Raw genomic sequence first — 22,179 nt, 5'->3', positions numbered from 1 at the left:
CTCCTCATCGATCGTGTTCGAACGGGCCGGTCTGGCCCGCGTAGGCGGTGAACAGCCGGCGTGACTCCGTGGCGAGGTCGCCCTGGTCCGGCGACACCGGCCCCGGGCCCTCCCGCAGGAAGAGCTCGGCGCGTTCGCGGAGCCGTTCCCGCAGCTCCGTCTCGGCGCCGGGGTCGCCGGCGAGCGCGCGTCCGAGACCCCGCGCCCACAGCTCCCAGCGGTCGCGGTAGTAGCCGCCGACCAGTCCCGCCCAGTGCCGGGCCGCGTAGTCGTCCAGCAGCGGGCTGTCCGAGGTGCCCCACACCGTGAGGATGCGGCGGGCGTTGTCCCGCAGGACCGCGCGGTCGTCCGGATCGGCGGCCCACGACACCGCCTTGGCCTCCCAGTGCCGGAAGGTGTACTCGGGGCGGCAGGCCAGCATCCGGTCGAGGTCCTCGAAGACCCGGAGGAACCGGTCGACCTGCGCCGGGCCGCCCGCCGAGTCCAGGACGTCGAGGCAGAGGCGGTCGGCGACCCTGGCCATGTACGCGATGCCGGTCTCCACGAGGTCGTGCCCGAGCGGTCCCGCGGCCAGGCCGGGGTCACGCTCGGCCACCTCGATCATCCGCTCCCAGGCCGCGGCTAGGACCTCCGGCCGGTACCACAGGAAAGCGGCGACGTCGGCGCGGAGCTCGGCCGGGTCGCGCTCGTACGAGGGCGCCGCGGTGATGACGCCTTCGAACGCCTGGGGGAGGATCGGCAGGCCCCGGGTGTCGTAGACGGTCTCCAGGAGCCCGTGCCAGGCCGCCCGCAGCTCTGCCTTCCACCGGGTGCCGTAGCGCCCGGTCACGAAGGCGTCGAGCCAGGCGTCGAGGTCGGGGACCTCGTTCCAGATCTGGTCGGCGACGAGCTCGAAGAAGACCGGGTTGTTGCGGGTGGCCTCCATGGACAGGCCGAGGCCGGCGGGCGGGCTCGGCGCCGCCAGGGCCGCGTCGATCCCGGCGGGCACGCCGCGCAGGCCGGCGCCCGGGTCGGTGCGGCCGCCGAAGTTCAGCAGCGCGCACCAGAGCCAGGGCTTCCCGGAGAACCCCTGGAAGCGGCCCCACAGCGGGTCGTGCTCCGCCCACAGGTCCGCGACGAGCATCCGGCCGTCCGGGATCGCGTCGAGGAAGGCGTTGACGCGGTCCTCGGTCCAGAACTCCCGCTGGTAGGAGAACGGCCAGGCCTGCATGAGCCAGACCGCGTCCGGGTCGGCGGCCTGGAGGCCGGCCAGCGTCGCCGCCGCCACGGCCCCGGGGAAGGCCGGGTCGGCGTCGATGGGGATCATCTCGATGAACGGGTCGGCGGCGTACAGGTGATCGGTGCCGAAGAGCTTGATCTGCGCGCGGGTGATCTCGGCGCCGATCCGCTCGTACAGCGGGTCGGCCGGGTCGAGGACCCAGGTCTCGAACCCCTGCCAGAGGCGGCGACCGGCCCGCGCCGTCGACGCGAGCTCGGGCGGGACGTGTCCCGTGAAGGCCGGCAGCACGGGGGTCATGCCGAAGGCGCGCTCGCGGTCGAGGATGCGCGCGCCGAGCTCGCGATGGCTCTCGATCCAGGACGACGAGAGCGGGCCCGCGAAGCTGTCCAGGCAGCCCATGAACTGGAACGGCAGGTAGCCCGGCCCGCCCAGGAAGCCGCGGATCCGCCGGTCGTCGAGACCGAGCGCGGAGTAGGCGGCGTGCAGCGCGGCCTCGTGACCGGTGACGGCCAGCGGCATGGTGATGCCGTGCAGGGCCATCCAGTCGATCTCGCGTTCCCAGTCGGCCCAGTCCCAGTAGGGCATCGTGTAGCTGAAGGTGCAGAAGTTGAAGTAGTAGCCCTCCCGCACCCGCGCCGCGCCCTGTCGCGGCGGGGCGTCGGGCAGTGACGTCAGCCCCAGGGGCAGCACCGTGTCCCAGCCCACGGACGTGCCGCAGCGTTCCCGGAGATAGTGGTGGAGCGCGACCGAGGCGCTCACCCCGTCCGTCGCGGCGATGGCGAGCACGCCGCCCGCCGCCTCGTAGGCGTATTCGCGCCCGTCGCCGTCGCGGGCGGCGAACCGTACCGACTCGGCCACGGGCCCCAGCACGCGGCGGGCCAGACCGCGGACGGTTTCCGCCCAGGGCGGGCCCTCACCGGACAACACTGCAGGTCACACCCCTCGACGAATTAGTTCCGTACGGTCCATAATTAATATGCTAGCGTACCGGCAACCGATCGCAGGGAGAGAGAGCATGGAGCAGGTCGTCGCCGCCGGCACGCAGTTCATGCGCGAGGTCAACGCCGCCGCCGTCCTGCGCAAGCTGCGGGCCGCGCCGCCGAAGGAGGCCAGCATGAGCGTGTCCGTGCTGGCCAAGTCGGTGGGGCTCTCCCGTCAGGCGGTCACCCGCTCGCTCAACGCGCTGGTCGCCGAAGGGCTCGTCGAGTTCGGTCCCCTTGACCGCGACTCCACCCGGGCGGGGCGGCCGGCGCAGCTCGTACGGTTCCGGGCGGAGGCCGGCCACGTGCTGGGCCTGTCGATCAGCCCGCAGGACGTGCGCGTGGCGCTGGCGGATCTGGCCGGCACGGTCGTGGCCTCCGACGCGCAGCAGCTCGGCGCCGGTCCCGGCGGCGAGCGGGTGGTGGAGACGCTCCTGGCCACGGTGGAGCGGACGCTGCGCGCGACGGGCGTCACGACCGGCGACCTCTGGTTCGCCTCGGTGGGCACACCCGGCATCGTCGACCCGGCGGCCGGGGTCATCAAGCTCATCCCGAGCATGCCCGGCCTGGCCGGCGACCTCCTCGTACGCCGGCTGACGGAGGCGCTCGGCTGCCCCGTCTACCTGGACAACGACGTCAAGCTGGCCACGCAGGGCGAGCGGTGGCGGGACGCGGAGCGGCGCGAGGACTCCCTGGTGATGATCCACTGGGGCGAGCGGGTCGGCGCCGGTATCGTGCTGAACGGCGAGCTCTACCGCGGCGCCTCCAATGACGCCGGCGACGTCGGCTTCCTCGACCTGTTCACCGAGGGGCCCTCGACACCCCGCCATCCGCAGGGCCATCCGCAGGGGCTGGGCCCGTTCGAGGACCGGGTCGGCGGCGCGGAGATCGTGCGCCAGGCCACGGCAGCGGCCGGACGCGCCGCCGACGGCGCTCTCCTGGCCCGGATCGAGGCCGCGGGAGAGCACGCGCTCGAGGCCGTGCTGGACGCCGTCGCCGACGGCGAGCCGGCGGCGCTGGAGGCGATCGACGTGGTGGCCCGCCGCTTCGCCAAGGGGATCACCGTGATCCGGGCGATCCTCAACCCGCGGCTCGTCGTCATCGGCGGGCCGCTGGCCAGATGCGGCGAGCCGCTGCTCGCGGCGCTCCGGCGGCACCTTTCCGGCGAGCCGCTGGACCAGCCGGCGCTGGAGGTCTCGGCGCTCCAGGAGGACGCCGTCGTCCACGGGGCGCTGCTGCACTCGCTGGACGAGATCGAACGGACCAGATTCGGCCTGGTGAGACCAGGCTCCGCCGGATGAGAGCCGGATGAGAACCGGCCGCCATGAGGGCCGTTGAGGACACGACGCCACCCACCCGATTGAGGAGAGAGGTCACACGCATGACGAGACCAGCCCGGCGCGCGGCGGTCGCGGCGCTCAGCGTCACGACGGCGTTCGCGCTGACGGCCTGTGCGGGCACCAGCAGTTCGGGGGGTAATACGGCGACGAAGGTCAACGTATCGACCACCGTTCCGAACGACCCGGTGACCCTGACCCTGGCCTACACCAACGACCCGCCCACCAAGGCGCTCATCGACGGCTTCACCAAGAAGCACCCCAACGTCACCGTCAAGCCCCAGATGACGCCGTTCAACGACTACATCAAGTCCATCAAACTGGCGATGTCGTCCGACTCCGCGCCGGACATCGCCCAGTACAACCCGGGCGCGATGAACTCCCTGGTCCCGGCCGGTCTCATCCTCGACCTGAGCCCGTGGTCCAAGGCGTACGGCTGGACCACCAAGTTCCCGCCGGCCAGCCTCGAGGTCCTCAGCTCCGACAAGTCGGCCAAGCAGTTCGGGACTGGCAACCTGTACGCCGTGCCCGGCGGGCTGTCGGTGCTCGGCGTCTTCTACAACAAGAAGATCGTGAAGGAGGCGCCGAAAACGCTGGCCGACTTCGAGGCCGCGATGCAGAAGGCCAAGGACGCCGGCCAGACCCCGCTGAGCAACGGCGCACTCCAGGTGGGCGGGTTCCACCTGTGGAACGCGCTGCTCAACGTGACCGGCGACGTCAACGACTACCGGTCGTGGGTGTACGGCAAGCCGGGCGCGACGATCGAGAACCCGGCCGCGACGAAGGCCACCCAGACGCTGACCGACTGGGCGAAGAAGGGATACATCTCCGCCGGGGCCAGCGCCACGGGCGACGCCGACGCGCTGGCGAGCTTCGCCAAGGGCGGCAGCGCGTTCCTGATCACCGGCAACTGGGCGGCCTCCACCCTGGAGACCGAGATGAAGGACGACGTGGGCTTCTTCCTCATGCCCACGGCCTCGGGCGAGCCCGCTAAGGTCGCCTCGGGCGCCAGCGTCGCGTACGCCATCTCGTCGAAGTCGAAGAACCCGAACGTCGCCGCGGCGTTCCTCGACTACCTCAGCTCGCCGGAGGCGGCGAAGATCGAGTTCGACGGCGGGTTCATGCCGGTCGACACCAAGGCCGAGCTGGGCGCGACGGGGCTGCGCGGCGACATCGCAGGCGTCTTCGCGCCGGTGGCGCAGGGCAACGGGATCGTCCCGTTCCCGGACTTCGCCTCCCCCGGCATGATCGACAAGCTGACTCCCGGCATCCAGGGCCTGATCAGCGACAAGATGGCCCCCGACGCCTTCCTGAAGTCCCTGCAGGAGTCGTGGGACGCCCATCATGGCTCGTGAGCTGAGCCCGGCCGTCTCCCCGCCGCGGGCCGCTCCGGCCCGCGGCGGGGGGCGGGCGGCCGCCGGCGACACCCCGCCCCGGCGCCGGCTGGGGCGACGGGCGCGCGGCTGGCTGTACGTGCTGCCCGCGCTCGCGGTGTACCTGGGCTTCGCCATCTGGCCCGCGCTGAACACGCTCCGCCTGTCGCTCCTGACCTGGGACGGCATCCTGCCGCCGGTCTGGGCTGGTTTCTCCAACTACGTCAAGATTTTTCGTGATCCAGCGCTGTACGAGGCCATCCTGCACAGCCTCGCGCTGATCGTCTTCTTCTCGGTCATCCCCATCGGCGTCGGGCTGCTCATGACGGCGCTCCTGATGGGCAAGGTGCGCCGGGGCATGACGTTCTTCCGGATCGTCTTCTTCCTCCCCCAGGTGCTGCCGCTCGTCGCCGTCGGCATCACCTGGCGCTGGCTCTACGGCGAGTCCGGCGTGGTCAACCAGTTCCTGGACCTGGTGGGGCTGGGGTCGATCACCCGCGCCTGGCTGGGCGACTACGGCCTGGCGCTGATCGCGCTCGGCCTCATCGGCACGTGGGTGATGAGCGGATTGTGCATGATGCTCTTCCTGGCCGGCGCGCAGAAGATCGACCCGTCCCTGTACGAGGCGGCCAAGCTCGACGGCGCTGGGGCGCTGCGGCAGTTCCTGCACGTCACCGTGCCCGGGGTGCGCAGGGAGATCACGGTCGCCGGCGTCATCACCACGATCGCCGCGCTGGCCAGCTTCGACCTCGTCTTCGTCACCACGAACGGCGGCCCGGCGGGGCAGACCAACGTGCCCGGCCTGCTCGTCTACCGGCTGGCCTTCAACGAGGGCGACATCGGCGGCGCCAGCGCGCTCGCGGTCGTGCTGACCGTGATCGTGGTCGCCGTCGTCAGCGCCGTCCGATACTTCACCAGGGATGATCAGAGTTGAGAACGCTCGGCGGAGTCAGTGTCCGGTACGGAGTGCTCGTCCTGCTGGCGGTGATGGTGCTGGTGCCCTTCGCCGGCATCGTCCTGGCCGCCCTGCACCCCTCGGGCGCGCAGCTCGACGGGCTGAGCATCCCGGACAGGTGGTCGTGGGAGACCTTCGCGCTCGCCTGGGAGCGGGGCAACTTCACCAACCTCATGCGTTCGAGCGTGCTGATCGCGGTCGTCGTGGTGCCGCTCGCGGTGGCGATGGCCACGCTCGCCGGGTACGGGCTGGCGATCCTCAAGGTGTGGGGGCACCGGACGTTGTCGTTCGGGTTCGTGATGGGGCTCACGCTGCCGATCGAGGTCATCGTGGTGGCGCTCTACTTCAACCTGCGCGAGGTCGGCCTCACCAACTCCTACGTCGGCGTCATCCTGGCCGAGGCGGCGCTGTTCATGCCGTTCGGGGTGTACTGGATGCAGACGCACTTCTCGAACGTGCCCGAGGAGCTCGTCGAGGCGGCGCGCATCGACGGCGCCCGCGACCTCGTGGTGCTGGCGCGCGTGCTGCTGCCCATCTCGTGGCCCGCGGTCACCACGCTGTCGGTTCTCTACTTCATGTGGTCGTGGAACCAGTTCATGCTGGTGCTGGTCATGATGCAGGACCCGGACCGGCGCACCGCGCCGAGCGGGCTGGGGCTCTTCGTCGGCCAGTACACGACGGACATCCCGTTGCTGGCGGCGGCCTGCCTGATCGTCATCGCCCCGATCGTCGTCGTGTACCTCGTCTTCCAGCGCAGCTTCGTCAACGGCATCACCCAGGGCGCCATCAAGGGCTGACCCCCTTCGGCCGCCGGCCGGCTGGGGTCCCTTGGCGAAGCGCGAGGCGAAGGACATGCGCGAGGACCGTACGCCATCCCCGAAAGGACCCCGGCCCCGATGGTGGGCAAGTGGCCCACATTTGGCATTCACGCCGAAACCCATGTCAAGATGCGCGTGTGGTCGGGACACCGCCGGAGCTGGAGCGTGGCACGGGAGTCCCCGCGCACGTGCAGATCGAGCGGTGGCTGCTCGAGTCGATCTCCAGCGGCGAGATGGAGCCGGGCGACCGGCTGCCCGGCGAGCGGGAGCTGGCCGGGCGGCTGGGCGTGAGCAGGATGACGCTCAGGCAGGCGCTGGCCACCCTGGAGCGCGACGGCGTGCTGATCAGGGTGCCCGGCAGGTCGGGCGGCGCGTTCGTGGCCGAGCCGCGCATCGAGTGCGACCTGACCGGGCTGGCCGGGTTCACCGAGCAGATGCGGCGGGCCCACCTGCGGGCCGAGGCGCGGGTCCTGGCGGCGGTGACCGTGCCCGCCCCACGGTCGGTGGCCGCGGCGCTGGAGGTGGAGGAGGGCTCGCCGGTGCACGAGGTGGCCAGGGTGCGCTCGGCCGGGCTGTCGCCGGTGGCGCTGGAGCGCTCCTGGTTCCCGCCCCTGCCCGGCTTCCTCGACCAGGACCTCACCGGCTCCCTCTACGCCCTGCTGACCGCCCGCTACGACCTGGAGCCGCGTACGGCGGTCGAGCACCTGGCCCCGGTGATCGCCCGCCCGGCGGAGGCCGCCGAGCTGGGCATCGCCCCCGGCGCGCCGCTCATGCTCATCGAGCGCACCGCCTACGCGGTCGACGGCACGCCGGTGGAGTTCGCCCGGGACCTGTTCCGCCCCGACCGGGTCCGGATCTCGGTACGCAGCGGCGTCACGGAACCAGGGGGGTCCTGACCACGACGCCCGGCACCCAGGCACCCTCGACCTCGATCTCGACCTGGGCCCCCGGGCCGACCGGCAGGTAGGCGTAGGCGATCGACTCCTTCGCGGTGTAGCCGTACCCGCCCGAGGTGACCCGGGCCACGACCTGCCCGTCCAGCCGTACGGGCTCGTTGCCGAGCGCGACGGCTCTCGGGTCGCGCAGCGTCACGCACCGCAGCCGCCGCTCGGGCGCCGGGTCCAGGGCGTCCTTGCCGAGGAAGTCCTTGTCCGTCTTGACGCAGAACCCCAGCCCCGCCTCGTACGGCGTCGTCTCGGGCCCGATGTCCGCGCCCCACACCCGGTACCCCTTCTCCAGCCGCAGGCTGTCGATGGCCCGGTAGCCGCCGGCCACCAGCCCGTACGGCCCCCCCGCCCGCCACAGCTCCTGCCACAGCCCCAGCCCGTACTCGGTGGAGCAGTACAGCTCCCAGCCCATCTCCCCCACGAACGTGACCCGCAGCGCCAGCACCGGCACGTCCCCCACGGTGATCTCCCGCGACGACATGAACGGGAAGTCCATCGGGTCCGGCGTGAGCCCCGCGATGATCTCGGGGGCGCGCGGGCCCCACAGGGCGAAGCACGCGTACTGGCCGGTGACGTCGGCGATCCTGGCCGTCGCGCCGGTGCGCGCGGCCTGCTTGCGCAGCCAGCCCAGGTCGTGCGAGCCGAACGCGGTGCCGGTGACGATCAGGAACTCCTGCTCGCCCCGCCTGGTCACGGTGAAGTCGCACTCGATGCCGCCACGCCGGTTGAGCGCCTGGGTGTAGGTGACGGCGCCGACCTCGCGGGCGACCCGGTTGTCGCACACCCATTCCAGCAGGTCCGCCGCGTCCGGGCCGGATACCTCGATCTTCGCGAACGAGCTCTCGTCGAACAGGCCCGCCGTGGTGCGCGTGGCCCGGTGCTCGACGCCGATCGCGGGCGACCAGAGCCGCCCGGCCCACCCGCCGGGCCGCTCCCCCTCGTCCGTCGCGTTCGCGTCGTAGTAGTTGACCCGTTCCCAGCCGGACTTCTCGCCGAAGGCGGCGCCGTGGGCGGCGTGCCAGCCGTACGCGGGCGAGAGCCGCAGGGGCCGCCCCGCCGAGCGCTCGTGGCCCGGGTAGCGGATGTCGTAGTACGTCTCGTAGTTCTCGACGGCCCGCTTGATCGTGTACGACGGCGAGCGGTACTGGCGGCCGAAGCGGCGGATGTCCATGTGCCAGAGGTCCATGCTGGGCTCGCCCTCGACGATCCACTCGGCCATCACCTTGCCGATGCCGCCCGCGCCCGCGATGCCGTGCGCGCAGAACCCGGCCGCCACGAAGAACCCGCCGACCTCCGTCTCCCCCAGGCAGAACTCGTTGTCGGGGGTGAACGCCTCGGGGCCGTTGATCAGCTTGCGGATGCCGACGTCGGCCATCGCAGGCACCCGAATCCGAGAATTATCCGAAATTTCCTCAAATCTCGGCCAATCTTCGGACAAGAGGCGGCCGTTGAAGTCCGCGGGGACGGCGTCGAAGGAGTTCGGGCCGGCCGTCCATGGCGCGCAGGTGCGCTCGTACCCGCCCATGACCAGCCCCTGCACCTCCTGCCGGTAGTAGACGAGCAGGTCGGGGTCGCGCAGCGTGGGCAGCCCCGTGTGGTCGTGGCAGGCGTCGGTCACCACGTACTGGTGCGACATCGGCACGATCGGGATCCGCGCCCCGGCCATGCGGCCGATCTCGGCCGCGAACATGCCGCCGCAGTTGACCACGATCTCGCAGTCGATGTCGCCCTGGTCGGTGCGCACGCCGGTGACGCGGCCGTTCGCCGTCGTGATGCCGAGCACCCTGGTGTGGGTACGGATGACCGCCCCGCCCTCGCGGGCCCGCTGGGCCAGGGCGTAACAGAGCTGCGAGGGGTCGATCTGCCCGTCCGTGGGCAGGTACGCGGCGCCCACGACGCCCTCCGGGTCCATGAGGGGGAACAGCTCGACGGCCTCGGCCACCGAGATCTCCTCCAGCGGCAGCCCGAACGTCCGCGCCCAGCCGATCTGCCGGCGGATCTCCGCCATGCGCTCGGGCGTGGAGGCCAGCTTGATGCCGCCGCACTCCGTCCATCCGGCGTCGAGGGTGCGGTAGAGCTCGACGGAGTACTGGTTCATGCGCGTCAGGGTGGGATCGGCGCGCAGCTGGCCCACCAGTCCCGCCGAGTGGAAGGTGGAGCCGCTGGTGAGCTCGTCCCGCTCCAGCAGGACGACGTCGCGTTCGCCGAGTTGGGTGAGGTGGTAGGCGACGGACGCGCCGCCCACCCCGCCACCGATGATCACGATGCGGGCCGAGTCGCTCATGCTGGCGAGGCTAACCTTCGGACCGGTAAAAGGTCTAGACCGTTTAGCGCCGTCCGTCCTAGCATCGAGCATGGCCGTGCCCGAGGTGCTCGATCGCATTCCTCTGCTGTCCGGCGTGCCGCGCTCCGTCGAGGAGCTGCCCGGAGGGCTGACCAACCACAACTACAAGGTCACGACCCCGGGCGGGTCGTACGTGGCGCGCGTGTGGGCCAGCGACTCCTCGCTGCTGGGGATCGACAGGGACGCCGAGCACGCGTGCTCGCTGGCCGCCGCCGCGGCCGGGGTGGGGGCGCCGGTGCACGCGTACCTGCCCGAGCTGGGGGTGCTGGTGGTGGGGTTCCTGCCGGGGCGGACGTTCACCGAGGCCGACCTCCGCGACCCGGCGAACCTCCCCCGGGTGGCGCAGGCGTGCCGCCGCCTGCACGCGGGGCCGCGGTTCGTACGGGACTTCGACATGTTCGAGATCCAGCGGCACTATCTGGGGATCGTGCGGGAGCGGGGCTACCGGCTTCCCGCGGACTACCTCGGCTTCATGCCCGCCGTCGAAGACATCCGGAAATGTCTGCAAATAAGGGCGGAAGGCACCGTCCCCTGCAACAACGACCTCCTGCCCGGCAACATCCTCGACGACGGGCAACGCCTCTGGCTGATCGACTACGAGTACGCCGGCAACAACGACCCCTGCTTCGAGCTCGGCAACATCTGGAGCGAGTCCGACCTGCCGCTCGGCCACCTGGAGGAGCTCGTCACCGCGTACTACGGCCGCCGCCTGCGCCACAAGATCGCCCGCGCCCGGCTGCTCGGCCTCACGTCCAAGTACGGCTGGACGCTCTGGGCCTCCATCCAGGACGGCGCGAACGAGAGCATCGACTTCGACTTCTGGTCGTGGGGCATGGAGAAGTACGAGCGGGCGGTGGCCGAATTCACCGGATCTGACCTTGCGCACCTCATGGACGAGGCCGCGCGGGCAGACTAGGGGCATGTTCGCCGCACTGACCGGTCTCGGCCTGTCCACGGCCGCCGGGCTGAACGCCTACATCCCGCTCCTCGTCGTGGGCGTCCTGGCCAACTTCACGGACGCCGTGAAGCTCCCCGACGGCTACTCCTGGCTGTCCAACTGGGGCGTGCTCGCGGTGATCGCCGTCCTGCTGGTGGCCGAGTTCGTCCTGGACAAGGTGCCCGCCGTCGACAGCGTCAACGACACCATCCAGACCGTGGTGCGCCCGGCGTCGGGCGGCGTGGTCTTCTCGGCCACGCAGGCGGCGGCCGAGGTGGACCACTCCACCTGGATGGCCGAGCACCCGTGGGCCGGCTGGCTGCTGGGCATCGTGATGGCGCTGGCCGTGCACGCGGTCAAGGCCACCGCCCGGCCCGTGATCAACGCCGGGACGGCCGGGGTGGGCGCCCCGGTGGTGAGCACGGCGGAGGACGCGGGCTCGCTCGGCATGAGCCTGGTCGCCGTCTTCGCCCCCGTGCTGGTGATCGTCGCGCTGCTGGTGATGGCCGTGCTGGCGTGGTGGCTGATCAGGAAGGTACGGCGTATGCGCGCGCGCAGGAGAGCGGCCCGCGGCCTGCCCTGACCCGAGGTTATTCCTGGGCTCGCAGCCACTCCTCCACGAGGTCCACGAATTCGGCCGGGCGCTCCTCGTGCAGCCGGTGACTGGCACCCTCCCAGCACACGACCCTGGACGCGGGGTCCTTGAGCAGCCCCGACTCCCAGCTCGCCCGTTCCGGATCCGCCCAGATCGACAGCACCGGGCAGCGCCGGCGGGCCAGGTAGTCGTCGCCGGCCGGGCGCACCCCGATGGCGTCCGGGGCCGTGAACATGGCCTCGAACGCCTGGACCAGCACGTGCGGCGGCATGCCGTACAGCCTGCGCTTGTGCCAGCGCCTGATGACGGCGGGCGTGCCGGCGTTCGTGCACCACTCGTCGATCTTCTCGGCGGCGGCGTGCGGGTGCTCGCCGCGCAGGCCGTCGATCATCTTGGGGAAGCGCCTGGCGACCCGGTCGGTCATGCCGTAGCCGGGGTCGACGGCGACGAGCCCGCGTACCAGCTCGGGGTGTTCGACGGCGAGGATGGAGACCACCTGGCCGCCCATCGAGTGCCCGACGGCGACCACCTGCGGGATGCCCCGGCTTTCGAGGAGGGCGCGCAGGTCGCCGGCCATCTCGCGCGGCGTGTTGCCGCTCTCGGGGACGGACGAGTAGCCGTGGCCGCGCAGGTCCACGGCGATCACCCGGTGGTTGGCCGCCAGCGCGTCGATGTGCCAGGACCACTGGTGGGAGTCGGTGCCCCACCCGTGGACGAGCAGCAGCGGGGGCCCGTCGCCGTCCTCCGTGTAGAAGAGCCTGATATTTCCGCCGACATCCGCGTACGGCATCTATTGACCCCCACCCTCCAGTCGGGACAGCAGCGCGCTCTCCCCTGCCGTCCACCCGCCGTCCACGGCCAGCTCAGCGCCCGTCACGTACGAGGCGGCGTCAGACAGCAGGAACGCGATGGCCTCCGCCACCTCCTCCGGCTCGCCCCAGCGCCCGGCGGCGGCCAGCGGGAAGGTCCCGTCCCCCGACACGGCCCCGAGCGGCTGCGTCATCGGGGTGACGATCATTCCGGGATGTACGGAGTTGACCCGGATGCGGTCCTTGCCGAACTCCAAGGCGGCGATCTTGGTCAGCCCGCGCACGCCCCACTTGGACGCGCCGTAGCCGCCCGTGCCGGGCAGGGCGGTGAGGCCCGCGACGGACGAGAGGTTCACGACGGCGCCGCCGCCGGACTCGCGCATGGCCTTGACCACCGATTTGAGGCCCAGGAAGACGCCGACCAGGTTCACCTGGAGCACGCGTTCGAAGGCCTCCAGCGACTGCTGCTCGATCGACTGCGTGAGGGCGATGCCCGCGTTGTTCACCAGCCCGTCGAGCCTGCCGTACGCCTCCAGGGCGGCGGCGACCACGTCGGTCCACTGGTCCTGACTTGTCACATCGTGGGGGAGAAATCGGGCACCCAGCTCCTTGGCGGTGGCCGTACCCTCTTCCACCAGCACATCGGTGATCACGACCTGGGCCCCGGCCGCGACGCAGCGCCGCGCGGTGGCCGCCCCCATCCCCCGGGCGCCACCGGTGATGATCACAACCTTGCCGTCGAGCACGTCACCCCGCCCTTCCAGCCGCTCTCCGAGAACTGAAGCACAGCCCCACTGTTCTGATCAAGTGCTTGCTTGGTTTCTCGGCCGCGCCGATCCCGCCCCGGCCGACTATCCTTCAATGCAGAGACCCACAGGAGGTGGCGGAGATCAGCGAGCTGCTTGTCGTCCTACTGGTGATCCTGGCGTTCTTCCTGCTGCTGGGCGGTGTGGGCGTCTATCTCCTGGTCAAGCTGGGCAAGAAGGCGGCGGTCAAGGCCAAGCAGGCCACGACCCGGCTCAGCACCCACGTCAACGCCATGGGCACGGGCGACGCCGCCGAGGTCGAACGCCTCCGCCTCGACCTGCGCCGCGAGGTCTCCCTCACCCGCCAGGCCGTCGACCACGCCCAGCGCCTGGGCTGGGGCCTCGGCGACCTCCCCCGGCTCATGGCCGACCTCACCGCGCAGGCGGACGTCCACGACGGCCAGCTCGGCATGTACGCCCAGCAGCGCCGCATGTCCCCGTACGTCGACCACGCCACCCTCGACCGGCTCAGGGAGCACCAGGCCAAGCTGACGGCGATGTGCGCCCGCATCCGCGCCGACCTCCTGGGCGACCAGGTGCACCACACGGCCGCCGGCATCGCCGACCTCGGCTCCCGCACCGACCTCGAGATCGAGGCCCGCCGCCACGCCCCCGACCCGCTGGACCAGATCGACGATCTCTACCGCCGCTCGATGGAGGAACGCAAAGACCGCCCCTGACGACTACTCCACGTGGCAAAATGAGCGCGCCGCGTGAAGTGTCGAGGAGGGCGGCTGGTGACTGCGGATCTTCCGGAATGGTTCTATCCCGGCCCTCCCGGCGGCTGGACCGCCGACATGCTCGATCACCTTCCCCCTGATGCGCCCCGGCACGTCGAATTGATCGATGGGTCGCTCATCTTCAGGCCGCCGCAGACCGCCTTTCACATGCTGGCACTCCGACAGTTCGAGGGTTACCTCGATCCGCCCGGACATCTTGCAGTGATTCGCGGGATGACGGTGACCTTGGGTCCGCGTCAGCGGCCCGATCCGGACATCCTCCTGGTCAACAAGTCAGTGATCTCCACGAAAACCACCACCTTCCAGCCGGGAGATGTACATCTCGTGGCAGAAGTGGCCTCTGACGAATCCATGGAAAGGGATCGGACCACCAAGCCGATCAAATATTCAGGCGCGGGCATCCGGCATTTCTGGCGGATCGAGGAGGAAGACAGGCTGCCCGTTGTTTACACCTTCGAGCTTGAGCCGGCGATCAAGGCCTACGTCCCCACCGGCATTCACCGCAAACGACTGCAGACCCACATCGGATTCGACGTCGACATCGATCTCACCTTGGAATGGCCACCGGTTTAGCGGTCAGTCCGCTCACGGCGACCGAAGGCGGCGAACAACCCGCGACCTGCTGATCCGTCCTGCCGTGGGGCTGCACCGGCGTCGAACCCCCGGCACCACGGCGTCTGCCGCAGATCATCAGGGGCGGCGGCTCAGGCGTCGCCCCACTCCCGGTATATGAACGCCGCGAGCTCCGCCTCCGTGGCGCCGCCGTTGGCCAGGGCCTTGGTGGCCTGGGCCTGGGCTCGGGTGGGGAGCCGGCCCTCGATGAGGATGGGCAGCGACAGCCGCCGCAGCAGCACCTCGGACTCCGAGACCCCGGACGTCCGGCGGGTGACGGCCACGTTCACCCGCAGTCCGTGCTCGTTACCGGGCGGGACGGCGGGGCGGTCGATCTCGATGGCGGAGTAGCGGAAGCCGTTGGCCAGGTCGCAGGCGGCGCAGCCGGCCGGGCCCCTGCTGAGCCGATCGCCGCACTCGGGGCAGGTCAGGCGGTCGTAGGCGGCGTCCACCACGCGCCACGGGTGCTTGTCGGGCTCGTCGGTGACCATCTCGGCGATGAGTCGCTCGTCCGGTGGCCGGGTCGTGCCGAACTCCTGTTCCAGGAACGCGCGCCAGCCCTCTTCCACGATCTCGTCGACCAGCCCGGCGCACCGGGCGCAGCCGGGGGCTCCGGCGGGCTCCCAATGGTCGCATTCCGAGCAGCGTCGCATGCCCGCACCGTACAAGCCCGGCCGGATCCATCGCACCGCATTTTGCGGATGATCCACGAGCTCGGCACCGCAGGACCTCGGCTGTCCTCCTGCACCGAACCGTGCGCAGCGCGTCGGATCCGCGCACGGCCGGACGGGCCCGGCGCCGCGCCAGGCCTCCGGCAGCTCACCGCGGCCCGCCTCCGGCAGCTCACCGCGATCCGGCAGCGCCTCCGGCAGCTCACCGCGGCCCGGCAGCTCAGCCGATCGTGGCGTAGCGCAGCAGGACGTTGCCGGAGCCGTCGAGGCGGCGGACCTCCGCGACGGTGAACCCGTCGACCGGCTGGGTGAAGATCGGCGTCCCCTCGCCGAGCGCCTTCGCTCCGACGACCAGGTGCAGCTCGTCGACGAGCCCGGCGCGGAGCAGGGCGTTCCACGTGATCCGGCTGCCGAAGGTGACGATGTCACCGCTGGTGCGTTGCTTGAGCTCCTTGACCCATCCCTCGGCGTCGGCGCGCCTGACCACGGTCGTCCGGTCCGCCCACGGCGCGATGTCCTCGTCCGTGAGCGAGTCCGAGATGACGCTGACCTCGATCCGCCCGTAGACCCCGCCGAACTGCTGATTCACCGTGGACGCCTCGGGGTTGTCCGCCTGGGCGGGCCAGAACCCCATGAACATCCGGTACGAGTCGGCGCCGAGCAGCAGCGAGCCGGCCGCCTGGATCCGCTCCAGGTTGTAGGCGTCGAAGGCGGCGTCCATCGGCAGCACGAGCGGGTTGCCGTCCGCCGCCGCGTAAAAGCCGTCAAGGGACATGATGTTGCAGACGACCAGTTTCGCCATGTCAGGCACTCCGCTTCTTCCGTCGCTCAGCTTCCGTCGCCCACCATGCCCGGAGGGCGCGGCGGCGGACAGAGGCAAATGTCACCGGACCCACAATGACTTTCGCTACATCAACCCAGGTCAAGCGCATTGCGGGAATCCGCAACACCCCTGTTCCTCCTGCGGGCGGAGTGCCCAGGATCGCCCCATGCGCAGTGCTGCGATCAGCAGAAGAGGCGCCCTGCGGACGGGCGCCACCGTGACCATGGACACGACCGTGCAGGCCGCCACCGCCTACGTGACCCGTGAGCCGCTGCTCGCCGGAGCCAACCCGTACGTCACCCTGTACGACGGCGCCACACCCACCGGGTACGCGTCGATGTGGAGGGTCGACTGGTCCACGCACGGCACCGGTGGCCGGCGGTGACCGCCGACGACCTCGTGGTGCTCGACGGCGATCACCGAAGGGCGGCCGGGCTGCCCACGTCGTTCACCGTCCTCGACCGCCGGATGGCCCTCCTGGCCGCCGAACGGGACGACCCGGAGGGCGGTCACCTGGAGATCTGGTCCCGTCCCCTGGTGGCCGGCCTGATCGCGCTGTTCGACCGGCACTGGTCCGCCGCCCCACCGCCCGCGTTGTCCCGCCATGAGCGGGAGGGGTGATTCTGCTGGCAGAGGGCTGGACGGGCACCTCGGGATCAGCGAGCGGACCGTCACGGCGACCGTACGCGCTCTCATGAACCGGCACGGCGCACGCAGCCGCTTCCGGCTCGCACTGGAGCCGTCCCGAAGGCACTGATGCCCGCGGGTGGACGGCGGTGACAGGCTTGGCCGCGTCCGGCCCCGGACGCAACGGCGCCCGCCGGGTGAGCTCACCCGGTGGATCGTCCGCTGGGACGATCACGACAGGAGGTCGCGCCAGCGCCGGCCCGACTCCAGCGTGTCCAGGCCGATCCGCTCCAGGTATGCACCGCCCTTGGCCAGCCGGCGTCCCACGGGCGTGTCGAGGCCGAACGTCTCCCCCGCCGCCTTCGCCAGCTCCGCCGCCTCCAGCGTCTGCCGCGAGCTGGTCACGATCGACTGGTACCAGGAATTGTCGTCGACCGTGTAGATGTCGCGACGCCGCCGCGGATCGCGCTCGCGCCCGATCAGCCCCTGCTGGATCAGGTAGCCCACCGCCATGGAGACCGAGGCAGGGCTGACCTTCAGCCTGCGCGTCAGCTCGGCCGCGGTGAGCCGGCCGTCCTCGCTCAGCCACAAACAGACGAGCACGCGCGCCATCATCTTCGGCAGTCCCATCCGGACCGCCATCTCGATGACCTCGTCCCCCGGCTCGCCGTCCGGCGGCCCGGCCGCGAACCGGAGAGCCGGCGTGCCGCGCCGCGCCCGCCGCTCCGTCGCCCGGTGCGCCTGCTCGGGCCGGTAACCGCCGGGGCCGCCGTTGCGGCCGACCTCCCGGCTGATCGTCGAGGTCGGCCGGTCCAGCCGCCTGGCGATCTCGGCGTAGGAACGCCCTTCGGCGAGGCCGGCCGCGATGCGCTGGCGGTCCCGCTGGGTCAACCTTCCTTGTGACATGACGCCATTGTTGCGTTCGCCGCCACTCAGTGCAACGAATCATTGCGTTCGAGTCCAGCGTCATTGCATCAATTTGCCCACCCTCACCTGCAAATACGGATTCCATTGATTGCAGCCTTTTTGAATGCAACGTAGCTTTCAAAGCATGTCGAACACGTACTATCGCGATGAGACGGTCAGCCCTTCCCTCGACCGCGCACCCGCCTGCCCCTTCGATCCCGCCCCCGAAGTCACCGCGCTGCGTGCCGAGCAGCCGATCGCCCGGCTGGCCGCGCCCGAGGGCGCCCCCGGCGTCTGGCTGGTCACCGGCTACGGGCTGGTCCGCCAGATCCTCGCCGACCCGCGTTTCAGCTCCCGCTACGAGACCCACTACTACCCGCAGATGGGCGGCTACCTGCCGCCCGCCCCCGCCGGCGACCTGACCGGCATGGACGCGCCCCAGCACACCCGCTTCCGCAAGCTGCTGGCGGGCAAGTTCACCGTCCGCAGGATGAACCTGCTCACCGAGCGGGTCACCGAGATCACCCGTGAGCGGCTCGACGCGATGGAGCGGCAGGGGCCGCCCGCCGACCTCGTCGAGGTCTTCGCCCAGCCCGTCCCCGCGCTGATGATCTGCGAGCTGCTCGGCGTGCCGTACGACGACCGCGAGCAGTTCCAGACCGCCACGCGGACCCTCTCGGACGCCGTAGAGCCCGAGGCGCAGTACAACGCCTTCATCCAGCTCGGCGACTACCTGCGGACGCTCGCGCTCGCCAAGCGCGCGAACCCGACCGACGACCTGCTCAGCGACCTGGCCACGGCAGGCGAGCTGACCGACGAGGAGCTCGGCGGCGTGGCCGCCTTCCTGCTCGGCGCCGGCCTCGACACCACCGCCAACATGCTCGCGCTCGGCACCTTCGCCCTGCTGCGCGACCCGGCCCAGCTCGCCGCCCTGCGCAGCGATCCCGGCCTGGCCGCCGGCGCCGTGGAGGAGCTGCTGCGTCACCTGTCCATCGCCGCCATGGGCATGCGCGGCGTGCTGGAGGACCTCGAGCTCGGCGACAGGCAGCTCAAGGCCGGCGACACGGTCATCATCGCGCTCAACGCCGCCAACAGGGACCCGGCCAAGTTCTCCGACCCCGACGTGCTCGACCTGCGCCGTTCGGCCACCGGGCACCTGGCCTTCGGCCACGGCGTCCACCAGTGCCTCGGCCAGCAGCTCGCCCGCGTCGAGATGCGCGTCGCCTTCCCCGCGCTGCTCACCCGGTTCCCGACGCTGCGGCTGGCCGTACCGGCGGAAGAGGTGCCGCTGCGCACCGACCCCGCGCAGATCTACGGCGTGCGCAGCCTGCCCGTCACCTGGGACCGAGGGTGACGACCGTGCGGACCATCGAACCTGCCATCTCGGTGACGGGACTGCGCAAGTCGTACGGCTCGCACCGCGTACTGGACGGCATCGACCTCACCATCCCGCAGGGCACGATCTTCTCCCTGCTCGGCCCCAACGGCGCGGGCAAGACCACCATGGTGCAGATCCTGTCCACCCTGATCAGGGCCGACGCCGGCGAGATCCGGGTGTCCGGGCACGACCTGGCCCGAGAACCCGACAAGGTACGCGCCGCGATCGGCGTCACCGGCCAGTTCTCCGCCGTCGACAGCTTCCTCACCGGCGAGGAGAACCTGCGGCTCATGGCCGACCTGCTCCACCTCGGCCGCTCCAGGGGCCGCGAGCGAGCCCGCGAGCTGCTGGAGCGCTTCGACCTCACCGACGCCGCGCGCAAGCCGGCGGTCTCCTACTCGGGCGGCATGCGGCGCCGGCTCGACCTCGCCATGACCATGGTCGGCACACCCAGGCTGATCTTCCTCGACGAGCCGACCACCGGCCTGGACCCGCGCAGCCGCCGCACCATGTGGCAGATCGTCAGGGACCTGGTCGAGCAGGACGGCGTGACCGTCTTCCTGACCACGCAGTACCTGGAGGAGGCCGACGAGCTCGCCGACCGCATCGCGCTGCTGAGCCAGGGCGAGCTGGTGGCCGAGGGCACCCCGGAGGAGCTCAAGCGGCTGGTCCCCGGCGGCCACATCGTCGTGCGCTTCGCCGACGCCGACGGCTACCGCAGGGCCGCCCCGCACGTCGGCGCCACCTCGCGCAACGACGCGGCGCTCACCGTCCAGATCCCCGACTCCGGCGGTGTCAGGACGCTGAAGAAGCTCCTGGAGTGGCTGGACACCCAGGCCATCGACGTCGCCGAGCTGTCGGTGCGCACGCCCGACCTGGACGACGTCTTCCTCTCCCTGACCAAGGAGCCCTCCCGATGAGAGCGATCACCGACTCGGCGACGATGCTGCGCCGCCAGGTCACGCACATCTGGCGCTACCCCTCGCTGATCTTCACGTTCGCCGCCGTCCCCGTGGTGTTCCTGCTGCTGTTCGTGTTCGTCTTGGGCGGCACCATGGGCGCGGGCATCGGCGGGGGCCGCGCCGCCTATGTCGGCTACCTCGCCCCCGGCATCATGATCACGACGATCGCCGGTGCCGCGCAGGGGACCGCGATCTCGGTGGCCACCGACATGACCGAGGGCATCATCGCCAGGTTCAAGACCATGGCCATCGCCCGCGTCTCGGTGCTCACCGGGCACGTGCTCGGAGCGATGGTGCAGACGTTCATCGCGATCGCGGCGGTGACCCTGGTGGCCGTGCTGATCGGCTTCCGCCCGTCGGCCTCCGCGCTGGACTGGCTCGGCGTGGTCGGCGTGCTGGCCATGTTCACCTTCGCCATCACCTGGCTGTCGGTCGCGCTCGCGCTGGTCTCCAAGAGCGTCACCACGGCCAGCAACCTGCCGATGCCGCTGATGCTGCTGCCGTTCCTCGGCAGCGGTTTCGTACCGACCGAGTCGATGCCGGCCGGGTTGCGCTGGTTCGCGGAGCACCAGCCGTTCACCCCCGTCATCGAGACGCTGCGGGCGCTGCTGGCCGGTCGCCCGGCCGCCTCAAGCTTCGCGGAGGCTGCTGCCTGGAGCGCGGTCATCGCCCTGGCCGGATATCTGTGGGCACGCAGGCTCTACAACCGTTGAGGCCCACCCACAGGCATGCACGCCGAGGTCGCTGTCACTCCGGCTGATCGATGGGAGCGGCTCCCAGCTCCAGGTGGCGGTCCGCATCGGGGTGCGGGTGACAGTCCACATCTGGGTGCGGGTGGCGGTTCGCATCTGGATGCGTCCGATGGTGCCGCCGACCCGGGTGGCGGGACTTGTCGGCCGTCCACGACGGCCCGCGCGCCGTCCCGTCGACGATCTGGTTGCCCGCCGTCGGGGCGATGGCCAGGGCGGTCACGGGCGTGGCTCGAGACCGCCACCGGGGTCACTCCACGCCGCGCCGGCCGTCGCATGGCCCTGCCCCATCTCCGGGATGACAAGGGTGGCGGCGGGTCGTCATTTAATCGGTTGCGAGGGCGGTACGTGGAGCGGGATACTCGGGACCGAGTTGATCGCTTGGCAGCGGCTTGACGATGATCGCCGCGCCGTGCCGCGAAGGGAGGGTGAGACCGTGATGACGACTGTTCGCGTGCCGTTTTCCGCGTCCTCAGACCTTCCCACCGCGCACTCGCTGACCTGATCGACGAGCCGGTGGGCCTCACACCTGGAGCAATCCCACCGTGCCCAAGCACTCGCAGCACCGCACCCGTGGCAAGTACGCCCTCGACGCCGACGACCTCGAATGGCTGGAGAGCACTCCCGAGACCGACGACGGGCCGCCCGAGGGTGACCGCTGGTCCACCTGGGACCAGAGCACTCCCACGGAGAAGGGGCCCAAGCCGTACCCCGGCTGGCTCGTCACCGAGCTGGCCGCCGTCGACACCGAGCACGGCGTGCTCAAGACCGGCAAGGAAGCCGACGTCCATCTGATCTCGCGGGGGGTGCCCGGCACGGACCGGGTCTGCCTGCTGGCCGCCAAGCGCTACCGCTCCTCCGAACATCGGCTGTTCCACCGCGACTCCGGCTACATGGAGGGCCGCAGGACCCGCGAGAGCCGCATGAACCGCGCCATGGCCAACCGCACCGCGTTCGGCAAGCAGGTGATCGCCGCCCAGTGGGCGGTCGCCGAGTTCGGGGCGTTGTGCCGGTTGTGGGAGCTCGGGGTTCCCGTGCCGTACCCGGTGCAGATCGTGGAGACGGAGATCCTGCAGGAGTTCATCGGGACCCGGGACGGATACGCGGCGCCGCGGCTGGCGCAGGTGTCCGACGACCTGGACGGGCTGTGGGAGCAGCTCGTGGCGGCCATGGTCACGCTGGCCAGGGAGGGGCTGGCCCATGGGGACCTGTCGCCGTACAACCTGCTGGTCCATGACGGCAGGCTGGTGATCATCGACCTGCCGCAGATCGTGGACGTCATCGCCCACCCGACCGGCCCCTCGTTCCTGGACCGGGACGCCCACAACGTCGCCACCTGGTTCGCCGCCAAGGGTGTCCCGGCCGCCGACCCGGACTCCCTCGCCACACTTCTCCGCAAAGAGGCCGGCCTGTCCCTGTGATCGCTCCGGACTCTCGTCCCGCCACTCGACCTCCTGCGACGCGCCGACGCGCGGATGGCGACGCGGGACGACCGGATGGCGACGCAGGACGGCCGCGAGGTGACGCCGGAGGGCCGGATGGCACCGCAGAGCACCCGCATGGCGACGCAGGACGGCTGGACGGCGACGCA

Annotated in this window: 22 protein-coding genes; 15 read left to right on the top strand and 7 right to left on the bottom strand. The window is 70.9% G+C overall.

Annotated features, from left to right (window positions below; genetic code table 11):
• Positions 1–4: 4 nt before the first annotated feature.
• Positions 5–2,143 (bottom strand): alpha-N-acetylglucosaminidase TIM-barrel domain-containing protein, encoded by a 2,139-nt coding sequence (locus AB0J87_RS09945; protein WP_363963886.1) that lies wholly within the window; start codon positions 2,141–2,143, stop codon positions 5–7.
• Between the two features lie 91 nt (positions 2,144–2,234).
• Between AB0J87_RS09945 and AB0J87_RS09940 the strand changes: the two genes are divergently transcribed.
• From AB0J87_RS09940 to AB0J87_RS09920, 5 genes are all read left to right on the top strand, one after another.
• On the top strand, positions 2,235–3,500 hold the full coding sequence (locus AB0J87_RS09940; protein WP_363963884.1) for an ROK family transcriptional regulator: 1,266 nt from the start codon (positions 2,235–2,237) through the stop codon (positions 3,498–3,500).
• An 80-nt stretch (positions 3,501–3,580) separates the two neighbouring features.
• Positions 3,581–4,891 carry an extracellular solute-binding protein gene (locus AB0J87_RS09935; protein WP_363963882.1) on the top strand — a complete coding sequence of 437 codons (1,311 nt, stop codon included), beginning with the start codon at positions 3,581–3,583 and terminating at the stop codon, positions 4,889–4,891.
• The gene (locus tag AB0J87_RS09930) at positions 4,881–5,843 is read left to right on the top strand and encodes a sugar ABC transporter permease (protein WP_363963880.1); all 963 of its coding nucleotides are present in this window, start codon (positions 4,881–4,883) and stop codon (positions 5,841–5,843) included. The genes AB0J87_RS09935 and AB0J87_RS09930 overlap by 11 nt, the downstream gene beginning before the upstream one ends.
• A gap of 53 nt (positions 5,844–5,896) precedes the next feature.
• Positions 5,897–6,661 carry a carbohydrate ABC transporter permease gene (locus tag AB0J87_RS09925; protein ID WP_350726905.1) on the top strand — a complete coding sequence of 255 codons (765 nt, stop codon included), beginning with the start codon at positions 5,897–5,899 and terminating at the stop codon, positions 6,659–6,661.
• A gap of 158 nt (positions 6,662–6,819) precedes the next feature.
• Complete coding sequence (locus AB0J87_RS09920) at positions 6,820–7,578, top strand: GntR family transcriptional regulator (RefSeq protein ID WP_363963878.1); 759 nt, start codon at positions 6,820–6,822, stop codon at positions 7,576–7,578.
• Here AB0J87_RS09920 and AB0J87_RS09915 read toward each other — a convergent pair.
• The gene (locus AB0J87_RS09915) at positions 7,556–9,913 is read right to left on the bottom strand and encodes an FAD-dependent oxidoreductase (RefSeq protein WP_363963876.1); all 2,358 of its coding nucleotides are present in this window, start codon (positions 9,911–9,913) and stop codon (positions 7,556–7,558) included. The genes AB0J87_RS09920 and AB0J87_RS09915 overlap by 23 nt on opposite strands.
• 70 nt (positions 9,914–9,983) lie before the next feature.
• On the opposite strand from AB0J87_RS09915, the gene AB0J87_RS09910 reads away from it, so the two are divergent.
• Positions 9,984–10,889 carry a phosphotransferase gene (locus tag AB0J87_RS09910; protein WP_363963874.1) on the top strand — a complete coding sequence of 302 codons (906 nt, stop codon included), beginning with the start codon at positions 9,984–9,986 and terminating at the stop codon, positions 10,887–10,889.
• A 4-nt stretch (positions 10,890–10,893) separates the two neighbouring features.
• On the top strand, positions 10,894–11,493 hold the full coding sequence (locus tag AB0J87_RS09905) for a DUF4126 domain-containing protein (RefSeq protein WP_350726383.1): 600 nt from the start codon (positions 10,894–10,896) through the stop codon (positions 11,491–11,493).
• 7 nt (positions 11,494–11,500) lie between these two features.
• On the opposite strand, the gene AB0J87_RS09900 is transcribed toward AB0J87_RS09905, so the two are convergent.
• Complete coding sequence (locus tag AB0J87_RS09900) at positions 11,501–12,295, bottom strand: alpha/beta hydrolase (RefSeq protein WP_363963872.1); 795 nt, start codon at positions 12,293–12,295, stop codon at positions 11,501–11,503.
• A complete protein-coding gene (locus AB0J87_RS09895) occupies positions 12,296–13,060 on the bottom strand; it encodes a glucose 1-dehydrogenase (protein ID WP_363963870.1) in 765 nt (254 codons plus the stop codon). It lies immediately after the preceding gene.
• Positions 13,061–13,194: 134 nt separating this feature from the next.
• Between AB0J87_RS09895 and AB0J87_RS09890 the strand changes: the two genes are divergently transcribed.
• Entirely contained in the window at positions 13,195–13,800 is a 606-nt protein-coding gene (locus AB0J87_RS09890; protein ID WP_363963869.1) for a hypothetical protein, read from the top strand.
• Between the two features lie 57 nt (positions 13,801–13,857).
• A complete protein-coding gene (locus AB0J87_RS09885; RefSeq protein WP_363963867.1) occupies positions 13,858–14,433 on the top strand; it encodes a Uma2 family endonuclease in 576 nt (191 codons plus the stop codon).
• 131 nt (positions 14,434–14,564) lie between these two features.
• On the opposite strand, the gene AB0J87_RS09880 is transcribed toward AB0J87_RS09885, so the two are convergent.
• Together AB0J87_RS09880 and AB0J87_RS09875 are read right to left on the bottom strand one after the other, a co-directional pair.
• Positions 14,565–15,125, bottom strand: a complete 561-nt coding sequence (locus tag AB0J87_RS09880) for a hypothetical protein (protein WP_363963865.1) — start codon at positions 15,123–15,125, stop codon at positions 14,565–14,567.
• A 238-nt stretch (positions 15,126–15,363) separates the two neighbouring features.
• On the bottom strand, positions 15,364–15,945 hold the full coding sequence (locus tag AB0J87_RS09875; protein WP_363963863.1) for a dihydrofolate reductase family protein: 582 nt from the start codon (positions 15,943–15,945) through the stop codon (positions 15,364–15,366).
• Positions 15,946–16,132: 187 nt separating this feature from the next.
• Between AB0J87_RS09875 and AB0J87_RS09870 the strand changes: the two genes are divergently transcribed.
• Both AB0J87_RS09870 and AB0J87_RS09865 read left to right on the top strand, forming a co-directional pair.
• On the top strand, positions 16,133–16,351 hold the full coding sequence (locus AB0J87_RS09870; RefSeq protein WP_363963861.1) for a hypothetical protein: 219 nt from the start codon (positions 16,133–16,135) through the stop codon (positions 16,349–16,351).
• Entirely contained in the window at positions 16,348–16,587 is a 240-nt protein-coding gene (locus AB0J87_RS09865) for a hypothetical protein (RefSeq protein WP_363963860.1), read from the top strand. The genes AB0J87_RS09870 and AB0J87_RS09865 overlap by 4 nt, the downstream gene beginning before the upstream one ends.
• A gap of 237 nt (positions 16,588–16,824) precedes the next feature.
• Here the strand turns inward: AB0J87_RS09865 and AB0J87_RS09860 are convergent, their stop codons facing one another.
• Positions 16,825–17,484: a helix-turn-helix domain-containing protein gene (locus tag AB0J87_RS09860; protein ID WP_363963858.1), complete on the bottom strand. Its 660-nt coding sequence runs from the start codon at positions 17,482–17,484 to the stop codon at positions 16,825–16,827.
• A 160-nt stretch (positions 17,485–17,644) separates the two neighbouring features.
• Between AB0J87_RS09860 and AB0J87_RS09855 the strand changes: the two genes are divergently transcribed.
• The 4 genes from AB0J87_RS09855 (at position 17,645) to AB0J87_RS09840 (ending at position 22,009) form a co-directional block, all read left to right on the top strand.
• Positions 17,645–18,853, top strand: coding sequence for a cytochrome P450 (locus tag AB0J87_RS09855; protein ID WP_355191896.1), 1,209 nt, complete (start codon positions 17,645–17,647; stop codon positions 18,851–18,853).
• Positions 18,854–18,858: 5 nt separating this feature from the next.
• Positions 18,859–19,797 carry an ATP-binding cassette domain-containing protein gene (locus AB0J87_RS09850; RefSeq protein ID WP_363963855.1) on the top strand — a complete coding sequence of 313 codons (939 nt, stop codon included), beginning with the start codon at positions 18,859–18,861 and terminating at the stop codon, positions 19,795–19,797.
• Positions 19,794–20,552 (top strand): ABC transporter permease, encoded by a 759-nt coding sequence (locus AB0J87_RS09845; protein ID WP_350726367.1) that lies wholly within the window; start codon positions 19,794–19,796, stop codon positions 20,550–20,552. The genes AB0J87_RS09850 and AB0J87_RS09845 overlap by 4 nt, the downstream gene beginning before the upstream one ends.
• Before the next feature lie 581 nt (positions 20,553–21,133).
• Positions 21,134–22,009, top strand: coding sequence for an RIO1 family regulatory kinase/ATPase (locus AB0J87_RS09840; RefSeq protein ID WP_350726365.1), 876 nt, complete (start codon positions 21,134–21,136; stop codon positions 22,007–22,009).
• The last annotated feature ends 170 nt before the right edge of the window (positions 22,010–22,179 follow it).

Origin of the sequence: Nonomuraea sp. NPDC049625 (assembly GCF_040675285.1) — a bacterium.
Taxonomy (GTDB): Bacteria; Actinomycetota; Actinomycetes; order Streptosporangiales; family Streptosporangiaceae; genus Nonomuraea; species Nonomuraea angiospora_A.
Note: the sequence above shows the minus strand (reverse complement) of the source record. Positions and strands in the feature narration are given on the sequence as shown.